The organism is Paracoccus sp. (in: a-proteobacteria) (assembly GCF_030538495.1).
Lineage (GTDB): Bacteria > Pseudomonadota > Alphaproteobacteria > Rhodobacterales > Rhodobacteraceae > Paracoccus.
In genome coordinates this window covers 231,257-243,628 of record NZ_JAUNTW010000001.1, presented here as the reverse complement: position 1 = coordinate 243,628, position 12,372 = coordinate 231,257, and the positions used below count along the sequence as shown (strand labels likewise).

Here is a 12,372-nt window from a genome sequence, read left to right as displayed (position 1 = left end):
TTTTGTATGATCAGTTGGTCGGTGCCGGGGTGGTGGTGCCATCCACCGGGGCCGTTTCCGCCGGGGCGGGCGCAGGTTCCAAAGGCGCGGGCGTCGGTTCAACGGGCGGTGCCGTTTCGACCGGCGCTGCGGGCGGCATGTCCGTGGCCGCCGGAGCGGGCGCGGTGCCAGCCGTTGCCGCCGGGGCCTGCGCCTGATCGCGGAACACATATTCCGGCGCGGCGTCGGCCTCTTCCTTCGTCAGGGTGCTGGTGATTTCGCGCGCGTCAAAGTTGATCGTCAAATCCGACCACGGCAGCGCGATTTGTTTCTGGCCGATGCCCAGAAAACCACCGACGCCAACGATAGCGGCCTTCATCTGGCCATCTTCGCTGATGATCAGGTCGTTGATCGACCCGATGCTGGTGCCGTCGGGCGCGTGAACGGTGGTGCCGGTGATCCAGTCGATCCGCAATTCACCTGCGGCTTGCTGCACCTCGACCTTGGTGGCGGCGGATGCCTCGGCGGCAGCTTTGTCAGCGGCGGCCTGCGCCTCGGCGGCCTGTTGGGCGTTCGGGGCGGCCGTGTCCTGAGCCAGTGCCGCGCCCATCGACAGCGGCAGGGCAATGATGGTGGTCAAAAGAAGCTTACGCATATTCTGATCTCCTGTTTGTTCGCGACACATTGTTGCGTGCGACTGTCAGGATAATGCGCGGGCGTTACTTCGGTTCCGTGGCGGTTCCCGCGACCGGCGGAATATCGCGCGCAGGGCCGGACCGCCATTCCCGCCATGTCAGCCAGATCACCAACCCGTCAAAGGCCGACAGCGCCAGCATCACCGGCGACCCGGTCAGCGTCCAGCGGTGCAGTTGATACACAACAAACCCCGCAAACGCGACCATAGCCAACGGATAGGCAAAGGAAATCCGCCGCGCCAACAGCGCCAGAACGACCAGCTTAATCGCGCCATGGCCCAGCAGGTAAAGCGCATAAAAATGCTGGCTGCTGGCGTCGAACCGCGCCGCCTGCGCCACCAGCCAGCCTGCGACGGGGGCGGTCGGATCCTCGATCAATTCGGCGTGGGTCAGCCAGTCCACCAACCCGATCAGGGCGTCATTGCTGGCCCATAACAACGCCGCGCCGGACAGCGTTTCCAGCGTGGCAAAGGCGGCTTTCATGGCGATGCTGGCCTGAAACAGCCCATGCAGAACGCCATACCGCCCGCGCCGATGGTGCATCAATCCTCGCCGCGGAAGGGCTGGACATATTGCAGCGCCATATCCCACGGGAAGAAAATCCAGGTATCCTGCGACACCTCGGTGACATAGCTTTGCACCATCGGTTTGCCCTTGGGTTTGGCATAGACGGTCGCAAAATGCGCCTTGGGATACATCTGATGGATCAGTTCCAGCGTGCGCCCCGAATCAACCAGATCATCGACGACCAGAATCCCGGTGCCGTCGCCCATCAGCGCGGGGTCGGGCTGGTTCAGCACCTGCAATTCGCCCTGACCGGCAGCAGCGCCCTGACCTTTATACGAACGGATGCTGATCGTGTCGATCGTGCGGATGTCCAATTCGCGCGCCACGATCATCGCCGGAACCAAGCCGCCGCGCGTCACGGCCACTACGGCGCGCCAGTCATTGCCATCCAGACGCCAGGCCAAGGCGCGCGCATCGCGGTGCAGCTGGTCCCAACTGACGTGAAAGCCCTTTTCGTGGGGTAAACGCTCGGTCATTGCAGGTTCCTTTAGTTGGGGATGATCAGGGACAGGCCCAACAGGCCAATGGCCAGCCCCGCCCCCCGGTCGATCCAGAATTTCGCGCCATAATACCGACGCCGCAGCCATGGCAAAGCCATCAGATGCGCCAAAGCGGTGTAAAAGAACAGCTCGACCGACAATGCCGTTGCGTAAATCGCGGCCTTATCGGCAACCGTAAGCATCACAGGGAACAGCGACAACAGAACGGCGGAATAAAACAGCGCGGGTTTCGGGTTCGACAGGTTCAGAATCATACCGCCCCACAGGCTGATTCCCGCCGCCCCTTGCGCCGGGTCGGGCAGGGGATCACGCGCATGACGCCACATATTCCACGCAATCCAGATCAGATAGGCCCCGCCCGCCAGCTTTAGCAGGGCATAGGTCCACGGCACCACCCGGAACAGCACCGTCAGCCCCAGCAGCGAAAACAGGCACCATAACGACGCCCCAAACGCGAGCCCCCAGCCATAGACCAAGGCCCGCCGCGACCCTAACGCAAACGCGCTTTGCGACACCGCGATCACGCCGGGACCGGGCGACAGAATCGCCACGGTCAGGGTCGCGACAAAAGCCGCAAGCTGATCGGCGGTAATCGACAGCATCGCCCGGCTTCTTCTGTGTCTAAATACTCAAAGAACCGAAATCTCAGCCTTTGACCACGGTGGCGATGTCGGGCGCGTCCACAGCCTTCATGCCGACAACGTGGTAACCCGCATCAACGTGATGCGTTTCGCCCGTAACACCCGATCCCAGATCGGACAGCAGATACAGCGCGGATTTGCCCACGTCTTCTTGCGTCACATTGCGGCGCAGGGGCGAGTTCAGTTCATTCCATTTCATGATGTAACGGAAATCACCAATCCCCGACGCGGCCAGCGTTTTGATGGGACCGGCGCTGATGGAATTGACGCGGATACCGTCTTTGCCGAAATCTTCGGCCAGATAACGGACCGAGGCCTCAAGCGCGGCTTTGGCGACGCCCATCACATTGTAATGCGGCATGACGCGCTCGGCCCCGTAATAGGTCAGGGTCAGCATCGACCCGCCATTCGGCATCATCGCGGCGGCGCGGCGCGCAACGGCGGTGAAGGAATAGACGGAAATATCCATCGTCATCATGAAATTGTCGCGCGTGGTTTCGGCGTAACGGCCGCGCAGCTGTTCTTTGTCGGAAAAACCAATCGCGTGAACGATGAAATCCAGCGTTCCCCATTCCTGTTGCAAAGCCGCGAACAGATCGTCGATCGACGCTTCATCGGCCACATCGCAGGGCAGGACCAGCGACGATCCCAGTTGCGCGGCCAGCGGCTCGACCCGCTTTTTCAGGGCATCGCCCTGATAGCTGAAGGCCAGTTCCGCGCCCTGATCGCCCAGTGCTTTGGCAATGCCCCATGCGATGGATTTATCGTTTGCCAGCCCCATAATCAGGCCACGTTTGCCAGCCATCAGGCCCGTTTTTTCGCTTGTTGACATTCATGACCCCCTACGGCTCAACTTTTTGCTGTGATTATGGTAAGTCACGCAAGGCATCAAGAAAGATCGCACACATGACCGACAGAAGCGGGATTTTTGCAGGCAATGATCCGTTCGACATTGCCCGTAACTGGCTGGCCGAGGCTGAAAAAACCGAACCCAATGATCCGAACGCCATGGCGCTGTCCACAGTGGACGCCGACGGATTGCCCGATGTGCGGATGGTGCTGTTAAAGGACATCGAAGGGCAGGGGACCGCCGGGTCATTTGTCTTTTACACCAATTATAACAGCGCCAAGGGCCAGCAGATCGCGGGGACCGGCAAGGCGGCGTTTGTGATGCATTGGAAATCGCTGCGCCGTCAGATTCGCGTGCGTGGAACGGTGATGCGCGAAGATGGTCCGGACGCCGACGCCTATTTCGCCAGCCGGGCCTTGCAAAGCCGGGTGGGGGCGTGGGCGTCGCACCAGTCGCAGCCCTTGGACAGCCGCACCACCCTGATGGCCGAAGCCGCGCGTCAGGGCGTGATCCACGGCCTGAACCCGCCGCGCCCGCCGTTTTGGGGTGGGTTCCGAATCACACCGGTGCAGATCGAGTTCTGGGCCGATGGCGCCTTTCGGTTGCATGACCGGTTTCGGTGGAGCCTGAACAATAATCAAGCCTGGAATGTCGTCCGGCTGTCACCGTGACTATTGACGTTAGGTAAAGAATGGTTTTTTGTGCCTTTCACGGTTGATTTGTGTGTTTGCGATGCGCGATAGATAAGGCCGATTTGCATTGTGTGAAAAAATCACGCATAACTCTGGCCTCTTATTGAGCAAAGCGAGGTTGCTTGGATGAATGATGACCATGCAAAGCTGATTACTGGCTTGGTCAAGTGGTTTGATCCTGCCAAGGGGTACGGCTTCATTCTGGACAGCGACGGCGGCGCGGATGTTTTGCTGCACGCGAATGTGCTGCGGAATTTTGGTCGCAGCTCGGTTGCGGATAATGCGCGCATGGTGGTGCGGGCTCATGTCACGGCACGCGGCATTCAGGCAACCGAAGTTGTCGAAATATGGGCGCCAGAAGGTGACGGCACGCCCCCTATCGCGGATTTGGGACAGGACGTGATCGAAAACTTGGATCAGTTGCCACTGCATGCCGCGCGCGTGAAATGGTTCGATAAGCAAAAAGGCTTTGGTTTCGCCAATGTTTTTGGCCAAAGCGACGATGTGTTCATCCATATCGAGGTGCTGCGCCAGTCGGGGTTTTCGGACCTGACCATCGGCGAGGCTGTCGCCCTGCGCCTGTTCCAGGGCGCGCGCGGCTTGATCGCGGCGCAGGTTCTGGCCTGGGACGCGGCCATCACCGGCGACGCCGCCGCGCAGGATGCTGGTTATTGCAACGGTTCCGATGAAAACGCTGCGCTGTAATATCGCCGCGGGGCTGTTGCTCGCGTTCAGCGGGGCAGCGGCGGCCGATCCGGTGTGCCGCGACGATAGGGTGCAATTTTCGGGGCAGGGCGGCACCAGCTTTTCCGTTGAGCTGGCCGATACCCCTGAAACCCGCGCGCGTGGGCTGATGTATCGGCGGGAATTGCCCGCCGATCAGGGGATGCTGTTCATCTATGACCGGCCGCAACCGGCGTCGTTCTGGATGCGCAACACGCTGATCCCGCTGGATCTGATCTTTCTGGATGATCGCGGTGTGATCCGTCACATTCACGCCAATGCGCGGCCTCTGGATGAAACGCCGATCCCCGGCGCGGCGCCCGGTGATGCCGACCCGAATCGGTTGATGGTTCTGGAAATCGGCGGCGGGCTGGCGGCGGAACACGGGTTGGCCCCCGGTCAGGCCATGGCGCATCCTCGTTTGAACCAGACCCGCGCCGCGTTGCCCTGCGCCCCGGCTTGACGCCGCGGACGACAGCCGCCATATCCCCCCATGCAGGGGGCTGGATGGCCGCGGCAGCAATGCTGAGGAAAGTCCGGACTCCATAAGGTGACGGTGCCGGGTAACGCCCGGCGGGGGCAACCCCAGGGAAAGCGCCACAGAAAACAAACCGCCTGCGTCCGCGCAGGTAAGGGTGAAACGGTGGGGTAAAAGCCCACCGGGCGGCTGGCAACAGACGCCGCATGGCAAGCCCCACCGGGAGCAATGCCGAATAGGGATCGCGCGCGGGACACCCGCAGGGCCACCTTGCCCCAGCAGATCCGGGTAGGCAGCACGATCCGTCGGGCAACCGCCGGACAAGATGAATGGTCATCCAACCGCCTTGGGCGGGGGACAAAATCCGGCTTACAGGCCCCCTGCACAGAAATTTCGGCAATTTGGCGTTGACTTTGACGCGATTCTGGCTAGAAAGCGGCTTTCAACGAATTCTATGGGGGCTGCGGCGCGCGATTGCCCCGAAGCAGGAGCAATAACATGGCGAAGCCGACCACCATCAAGATCCGGCTGAACTCGACCGCCGGGACCGGCCACTTCTATGTGACCAAGAAAAACGCCCGCACGATGACCGAAAAAATGACCGTTCGCAAATATGACCCGGTCGTTCGTCAGCACGTCGAATATAAAGAAGGCAAGATCAAGTAAGATCGCCTGTGACGGATTCCAAAAGGGCCGCGCCGTAAGGTTGCGGCCTTTTTGCGTTGTGAACGGCCTTGAAATTCCTGCGGTGTTGGTGTAGAGGGGCCGCAGTCTTTGGGTGATAAGGTCAGAACAGGCCGCTTATGTCACGGGTCCGGCGTTTGCCGCGACCCTTTCGCATATCCCGAACGACCCCATAAAGACCGGCGGAGCCAACCGTCAGGCCAGTAACAGACACAAAGGAAACTGAATACGCATGTGCGCTAAAGCGACGATGGAAGAGTTTGAAGCACTCTTGAACGAAAGCTTCGAAATTGACACCCCCGATGAGGGCAGCGTTGTCAAAGGCCGCGTGATCGCCATCGAGGCAGGTCAGGCCATCATCGACGTCGGCTATAAAATGGAAGGCCGCGTTGATCTGAAAGAATTCGCAAATCCCGGCGAAGAAGCCCAGCTGTCCGTTGGCGATGAGGTCGAGGTGTATCTGGACCGCGTGGAAAACGCCCGCGGTGAAGCCAGCATCAGCCGCGAAAAAGCCCGCCGCGAAGAAGCTTGGGATCGTCTGGAAAAAGCCTATGCCGAAGAAGAGCGCGTTGACGGCGCCATCTTTGGCCGCGTCAAAGGCGGCTTTACCGTTGATCTGGGCGGCGCTGTTGCGTTCCTGCCGGGCAGCCAGGTTGACGTGCGCCCCGTGCGCGACGCCGGCCCGCTGATGGGTCTGAAACAGCCGTTCCAAATCCTGAAAATGGACCGCCGCCGTGGCAACATCGTTGTGTCGCGCCGCGCCATTCTGGAAGAAAGCCGCGCCGAACAGCGCGCCGAGGTCATCGCCAACCTGACCGAAGGTCAGTCGGTGCAGGGTGTTGTGAAAAACATCACCGAATACGGTGCGTTCGTGGATCTGGGCGGCGTTGACGGCCTGCTGCACGTCACCGACATGGCATGGCGCCGCGTCAACCACCCGTCGGAAATCCTGACGATCGGTGAATCGGTTCAGGTTCAGGTCATCAAGATCAACAAAGACAGCCACCGTATCAGCCTGGGCATGAAACAATTGCAGGCCGATCCGTGGGATACCGTGGGCGAAAAATTCGCCATCGGCACCGTCCATCAGGGCCGCGTGACCAACATCACCGACTACGGCGCGTTCGTCGAACTGGAAGCTGGCGTCGAAGGTCTGGTTCACGTTTCCGAAATGTCGTGGACCAAGAAAAACGTCCATCCGGGCAAAATCGTTTCGACCAGCCAAGAAGTCGAAGTGATGGTTCTGGAGATCGACGAAGCCAAACGCCGCGTGTCGCTGGGCCTGAAACAGACGCAGCGCAACCCGTGGGAAGTGTTTGCCGAAACGCACCCGACCGGCACCAATATCGAAGGCGAAGTCAAGAACATCACCGAATTCGGTTTGTTCATCGGTCTGGACGGCGACATCGACGGCATGGTTCACCTGTCGGACATCTCGTGGGATGCGCGCGGCGAAGACGCGATTCAGGACTTCCGCAAAGGCGACATGGTTAAGGCCGTCGTCCAAGACGTTGACGTTGAAAAAGAACGCATCAGCCTGTCGATCAAAGCCTTGGAAAATGAAGGCATGGCCGAAGCTGTTGACGGCGTGAAACGTGGTTCGGTTGTCACCGCCGAAGTCACCGCCATCGAAGACGGCGGGATCGAGGTTGAATTCAACGGCGTGAAATCCTTCATCCGCCGCAGCGATCTGGCCCGCGACCGTCAGGATCAACGCCCCGAGCGTTTCCAGGTCGGCGACAAAGTGGACGCCCGCGTGACCAACGTGGACACCAAAACCCGCCGTCTGGGCCTGTCGATCAAAGCCCGCGAAATCGCCGAAGAAAAAGAAGCCATCGACCAATACGGCAGCTCGGATTCGGGCGCGTCGCTGGGCGACATCTTGGGCGCTGCGCTGAACCGCGGCAACTGATTGCGCTTTGACTGATTTTGGCCCGCCCCGGTTCGTGCCGGGGCGGGCTTTTGCGTGGCGCCGGACGAAAGATGCGCAAAAGACCGCAAACCGCTTGCGCCTCAGGGGCAAAGCTGGCAACCCTATGAAACCAGCGGCTTCTAAGTTGCGTTGAAATATGGCATCATGCCACAATCAACATCACCGATACGCGGCGAAGTGGGGAAAGATGATCCGTTCCGAATTGATCCAGTTAATTTCTGACGAAAACCCGCATCTGTTCCGGCGCGATGTCGAACGGATTGTGAACACCGTATTCGACGAAATCATTGATGCCATGGCGCGGGGTGATCGGGTCGAACTGCGCGGCTTTGGCGCGTTTTCGGTCAAACAACGCGACGCCCGCACCGGCCGCAACCCCCGCACCGGCGAATCGGTCGAGGTGGACGAAAAGCACGTTCCCTTCTTCAAAACCGGTAAATTGCTGCGCGACCGCCTGAACGGCGAGGCGTAAGGGGGACTGATGCGCTTTATCCGTCTGATTTTCGTGGCCGTTCTGGCACTGTTGCTGGTCGGCATTGCCTTGGCCAATCGCGGGGCGGTCACGCTGTCGCTGTTCCCGGCTGATTTCGGGCGCTTTCTGGGCGGCACATGGGCGGTCACCCTGCCGCTGTTTCTGGTCGTGTTCGTGGCCTTTGCCGCGGGGATGCTGTCCGGTCTGATCTGGGAATGGCTGCGCGAAGCGGGCATCCGCCATCAGGCCCGCATCCGCGGCGAACGCGTGCATCAGCTGGAAAACGAACTGGGCCTGCTGCGCACTCGCCACGCCGCCCCCAAAGATGAGGTCGTGGCGATTCTGGACGCACCGGAAACGGCCCCCGCCGCCCCGGAAACCGGCGCGGCCCTGCCTGCCATCCGCTGACATGGCGCAGGCCAAGATTTGCGGCCTGACCCGCGCTGACCACATACGCGCCGCCGCCGATGCAGGGGCGCGTTTCGTTGGGCTGGTCTTTTTCCCGAAATCCCCGCGCGCGGTGACGGTGGAACAGGCAGCGGCGCTGTCGGTCGATGTGCCATTTGGCGTGGCGCGGGTGGGGCTGTTCGTGAACCCCGATGACGCGGAACTGGAAACCACGCTGGCGCAGGTGCCGCTGGACATCATCCAACTGCACGGTGCCGAATCCCCCGCCCGCGTGGCCGAGGTGAAATCCCGCACCGGCCTGCCGGTGATGAAGGCCATCGGCATACGCGACCCCGCCGATCTGCCGCAACTGACCGATTACGGCGTCGTGGCCGATCTGCTGCTGGTGGACGCAAAACCGCCGAAAAACGCCGATTTGCCGGGTGGCAATGGGCTGGCCTTTGACTGGCGGCTGCTGACCGGGCGCAGGTGGCTGCGTCCGTGGATGCTGGCGGGCGGTCTGACCCCCGACAACGTGGCCGAGGCCATCCGCCTGACCGGCGCGCCGATGGTCGATGTGTCATCCGGCGTTGAAACCGCGCCGGGGGTTAAGGACCCCGCCCTGATCCGCGCTTTTGTTAACGCCGCCGGGGGTTTTACCGCCTCGGCTTAGCGGCTAAGAACAACGGGCCGGTTTCTTCTGTGCAAAAATACTCATATCCCAACCGCAAGGGCGCGCGACATGGCCGATGATCTGCTGAACAGCTTTATGAACGGACCCGACCAGCAGGGCCGCTTTGGCATTTATGGCGGGCGCTTTGTCAGCGAAACCCTGATGCCGCTGATTTTGGATCTGGAGGCGGAATACGAAAAGGCCAAGACCGATCCTGAATTTTGGGCGGAAATGGACGATCTGTGGACGCATTATGTTGGCCGACCCAGCCCGCTCTATTACGCTGAACGCCTGACCGAACATCTGGGCGGCGCCAAGATTTACATGAAGCGGGACGAGCTGAACCACACCGGCGCGCATAAAATCAACAATGTGCTGGGTCAGATCCTGTTGGCGCGGCGCATGGGGAAAACGCGGATCATCGCGGAAACCGGCGCGGGGCAGCACGGCGTTGCGACCGCCACCGTCTGCGCGCGGTTCGGGCTGCAATGCGTTGTTTATATGGGCGCGCATGATGTGGAACGTCAGGCGCCGAATGTGTTTCGGATGCGGCTTCTGGGCGCGCAGGTCGTGCCGGTGACCAGCGGTCGCGGCACGTTGAAGGACGCGATGAACGACGCGCTGCGTGATTGGGTCACGAATGTGCGCGACACGTTTTATTGCATCGGCACGGTTGCGGGGCCGCATCCCTATCCGGCCATGGTCCGGGATTTTCAGTCGATCATCGGCAAAGAGGTGCGCGAACAGATCATGCCGCGCGAAGGCCGTTTGCCCGACACCATCATCGCCGCAATTGGCGGCGGGTCGAACGCCATGGGCCTGTTCTATCCGTTCCTTGACGACCCGCAGGTCCGCATTATCGGGGTCGAGGCCGGTGGCAAAGGCGTGGACGACGCCATGCAGCATTGCGCCAGCCTGATCGGCGGGCGTCCGGGCGTGCTGCACGGCAACCGCACCTATCTGTTGCAGGATGATGACGGCCAGATTCTGGAAGGCCATTCCATCAGCGCCGGTCTGGATTACCCCGGCATTGGTCCCGAACATGCGTGGCTGAAAGATGTGGGCCGCGCCGAATATGTCAGCATTACCGACGCCGAGGCGTTAGCCGCGTTCCAACTGTGCTGCGCGCAAGAAGGCATCATCCCCGCCTTGGAACCCAGCCACGCACTGGCCCATGTCATCAAAATCGCCCCGGATTTGCCGCGCGATCATATCATCGTCATGAATATGTGCGGGCGCGGCGACAAAGACATCTTTACCGTCGCAAAACATCTGGGCGTGGATATCGCCACCTAACGGGTCAGAAACAGCACATTTGTGTGCGATTCCAGATAGGGGGCGGGAAAGATGATCCGCCCCTGATTTGGGCTGATCATCTCGATCACGCCGACTTCGGGCGCGCGTTGCGGGCTGATGCGGTGGTCGAAGGCCTCGGGCAAATGGGCATAGGGCGGCGGCGTGTCGCCTGCGATAAAGCCTGTCCCGACATAGATCAACTGATCTTTCCAGATATAGGTTTTTCCCACAGTCCGTTGGGAACCTGTCAGTTTTTCAAAGCTGTTCATGCCTGCGTGGCATCGGAACGGCTGATAAACCGTCAGCCCGATGCCGCCGCCCAGCTTCATCATCTGGCAATTCCATTCGCCGGACAGCCAGCCCTGCGCCTGCGCCGGTGGCACGGCCTTGCCCGATAACGCATAGGTCAGCAACCCAACCGCCGCCGGATCGCCACTGGCAAAGGACTGCCGCAAGGCTCCGCCCAGACTGCCATTCAGATTGGTCAGACGGTTCAGGTCATCGGCGCGCAGGCTGGTGCCATCGGGCAGGGCGCGGGAGTGATCGGTCTGCGCCCATGCTGGAAATGCCGCAAGAGCGACGATAATTGCGAATTTATTCAGGCTCATAGGCGTGGTTCCTCAGTAACTCGATCGGCACAATATCCAAGGCGCGGCGATGCGTGGATTCCAAAACGACGCGCGGCGCGGCATATTCCTGCGCCGCCTGCAAAAACCGCGACGCGCACAGGCACCAGCGATCACCGGGTTTCAGGCCGGGGAACTGAAATTCCGGGCGCGGCGTGGACAGGTCGTTGCCCAGATAGCGCGACATGGCCAGAAATTCATCCGTGACCACCACGCAAACCGTGTGACTGCCTCGATCATCAGGGCCAGTATCGCAGCAGCCATTGCGGTAAAACCCGGTCATCGGATCACGTGAACAGGGCTGCAACGGCCCGCCCAGGACGTTAACGGATGGTTCCATGCGTGCCTCCCTTTTTGGGCAGGCTAACGTGGTGCGGCGCGCAGGCCAAGCGGTTGCGCGATCATTTGAACCGATCCGTCAGCGCGCGCAGCCGGTCGGCAAAGCTGGCGGGTTCTGGCGCGGGTTCAAGTGCCGGTTTTGCTGGTTTTGCGGGTTTTTCCGGGGCAGTGCCGCTGTTGCGGGCGGGGGCTACGCGCGCGGCGACGGCGTTTTGAAACCGCCCGCCGTCGCCCGCAGCCAGTGCCGCCGCGCCGTCCGAAAGCCCACGCAACACGTCATCCAGCCAATCCTGATCGGCCTTGGCGAAATCCGACAGGACGTAGCCCGCCACGCGATCTTTGTGTCCGGGATGGCCGATGCCCAGCCGGACCCGGCCATATTCCGCCCCGATATGTTGGTGAATCGACCGCAGCCCGTTGTGCCCGGCATGGCCGCCGCCCTGTTTGACCCGCACCTTTCCCGGCGCCAGATCCAATTCGTCATGCAGCACGATCACATCGGCGGGCGTCAGTTTCAGATACCGCATCGCCTCGCCCACGGATTGCCCGGACAGGTTCATAAAGGTCTGCGGTTTCAGCAACATCACGCGGGTATCACCCAGCCGCCCTTCGATCACATGGGCCTGAAAACGCGACTTCCACGGACCCAGATTGTGGTCATCAGCGACCCGATCCAGTGCCATGAAACCAATATTGTGACGATTTTCATTATATTTTTGCCCCGGATTCCCAAGGCCAACAATCAGTTTCATCAGCATTTCCTGCGTTTGGGGCGTTCTGGTGTGTTCCATCCCTTGCGGTGGACCTTGCCGGTTACTAAGACTCTGTCAACCTTTG

Annotated in this window: 17 protein-coding genes and 1 other RNA gene; 10 read left to right on the top strand and 8 right to left on the bottom strand. The window is 60.9% G+C overall.

All coding sequences use genetic code 11. The features are described 5' to 3' along the window. Positions 1–10: 10 nt before the first annotated feature. The 5 genes from Q4G20_RS01190 to fabI all read right to left on the bottom strand — a co-directional run bounded on the left by Q4G20_RS01190 (position 11) and on the right by fabI (position 3,214). Positions 11–634, bottom strand: a complete 624-nt coding sequence (locus Q4G20_RS01190; protein ID WP_303341287.1) for a PRC-barrel domain-containing protein — start codon at positions 632–634, stop codon at positions 11–13. Between the two features lie 64 nt (positions 635–698). Next, positions 699–1,217, bottom strand: coding sequence for a DUF2127 domain-containing protein (locus Q4G20_RS01185; protein ID WP_303341285.1), 519 nt, complete (start codon positions 1,215–1,217; stop codon positions 699–701). After that, on the bottom strand, positions 1,217–1,717 hold the full coding sequence (gpt, locus tag Q4G20_RS01180) for a xanthine phosphoribosyltransferase (RefSeq protein WP_303341284.1): 501 nt from the start codon (positions 1,715–1,717) through the stop codon (positions 1,217–1,219). The genes Q4G20_RS01185 and gpt overlap by 1 nt, the downstream gene beginning before the upstream one ends. A gap of 11 nt (positions 1,718–1,728) precedes the next feature. After that, positions 1,729–2,343, bottom strand: a complete 615-nt coding sequence (locus tag Q4G20_RS01175) for a LysE family translocator (RefSeq protein WP_303341283.1) — start codon at positions 2,341–2,343, stop codon at positions 1,729–1,731. Positions 2,344–2,386: 43 nt separating this feature from the next. Continuing rightward, positions 2,387–3,214 carry an enoyl-ACP reductase FabI gene (gene fabI, locus Q4G20_RS01170; protein ID WP_303341282.1) on the bottom strand — a complete coding sequence of 276 codons (828 nt, stop codon included), beginning with the start codon at positions 3,212–3,214 and terminating at the stop codon, positions 2,387–2,389. A gap of 74 nt (positions 3,215–3,288) precedes the next feature. Between fabI and pdxH the strand changes: the two genes are divergently transcribed. From pdxH to trpB, 10 genes are all read left to right on the top strand, one after another. Continuing rightward, positions 3,289–3,903 (top strand): pyridoxamine 5'-phosphate oxidase, encoded by a 615-nt coding sequence (gene pdxH / locus Q4G20_RS01165; RefSeq protein WP_303341281.1) that lies wholly within the window; start codon positions 3,289–3,291, stop codon positions 3,901–3,903. Between the two features lie 147 nt (positions 3,904–4,050). Continuing rightward, entirely contained in the window at positions 4,051–4,629 is a 579-nt protein-coding gene (locus Q4G20_RS01160; protein WP_303341280.1) for a cold-shock protein, read from the top strand. Next, a complete protein-coding gene (locus Q4G20_RS01155; RefSeq protein ID WP_303341279.1) occupies positions 4,610–5,110 on the top strand; it encodes a DUF192 domain-containing protein in 501 nt (166 codons plus the stop codon). The genes Q4G20_RS01160 and Q4G20_RS01155 overlap by 20 nt, the downstream gene beginning before the upstream one ends. A gap of 32 nt (positions 5,111–5,142) precedes the next feature. Beyond that, positions 5,143–5,513, top strand: an RNA gene (rnpB, locus tag Q4G20_RS01150) — RNase P RNA component class A. Positions 5,514–5,623: 110 nt separating this feature from the next. Then, positions 5,624–5,791 carry a 50S ribosomal protein L33 gene (rpmG, locus tag Q4G20_RS01145; protein WP_022707377.1) on the top strand — a complete coding sequence of 56 codons (168 nt, stop codon included), beginning with the start codon at positions 5,624–5,626 and terminating at the stop codon, positions 5,789–5,791. A gap of 250 nt (positions 5,792–6,041) precedes the next feature. Next, entirely contained in the window at positions 6,042–7,721 is a 1,680-nt protein-coding gene (rpsA, locus tag Q4G20_RS01140) for a 30S ribosomal protein S1 (RefSeq protein ID WP_303341266.1), read from the top strand. 208 nt (positions 7,722–7,929) lie between these two features. After that, positions 7,930–8,214, top strand: coding sequence for an integration host factor subunit beta (ihfB, locus tag Q4G20_RS01135; RefSeq protein ID WP_303341263.1), 285 nt, complete (start codon positions 7,930–7,932; stop codon positions 8,212–8,214). A 9-nt stretch (positions 8,215–8,223) separates the two neighbouring features. After that, positions 8,224–8,622: a LapA family protein gene (locus Q4G20_RS01130; protein WP_303341261.1), complete on the top strand. Its 399-nt coding sequence runs from the start codon at positions 8,224–8,226 to the stop codon at positions 8,620–8,622. Between the two features lies 1 nt (position 8,623). Then, positions 8,624–9,274 (top strand): phosphoribosylanthranilate isomerase, encoded by a 651-nt coding sequence (locus Q4G20_RS01125; protein ID WP_303341259.1) that lies wholly within the window; start codon positions 8,624–8,626, stop codon positions 9,272–9,274. 69 nt (positions 9,275–9,343) lie between these two features. Then, complete coding sequence (gene trpB, locus Q4G20_RS01120) at positions 9,344–10,570, top strand: tryptophan synthase subunit beta (RefSeq protein ID WP_303341257.1); 1,227 nt, start codon at positions 9,344–9,346, stop codon at positions 10,568–10,570. Here trpB and Q4G20_RS01115 read toward each other — a convergent pair. From Q4G20_RS01115 to pth, 3 genes are all read right to left on the bottom strand, one after another. Next, positions 10,567–11,178 (bottom strand): DUF4893 domain-containing protein, encoded by a 612-nt coding sequence (locus tag Q4G20_RS01115; protein WP_303341255.1) that lies wholly within the window; start codon positions 11,176–11,178, stop codon positions 10,567–10,569. The two genes, trpB and Q4G20_RS01115, sit on opposite strands and share 4 nt — an antisense overlap. After that, entirely contained in the window at positions 11,165–11,536 is a 372-nt protein-coding gene (locus tag Q4G20_RS01110) for a DUF2237 family protein (protein WP_303341254.1), read from the bottom strand. The genes Q4G20_RS01115 and Q4G20_RS01110 overlap by 14 nt, the downstream gene beginning before the upstream one ends. 61 nt (positions 11,537–11,597) lie before the next feature. Continuing rightward, positions 11,598–12,287, bottom strand: a complete 690-nt coding sequence (pth, locus tag Q4G20_RS01105) for an aminoacyl-tRNA hydrolase (protein WP_303341253.1) — start codon at positions 12,285–12,287, stop codon at positions 11,598–11,600. Positions 12,288–12,372: the final 85 nt, after the last annotated feature.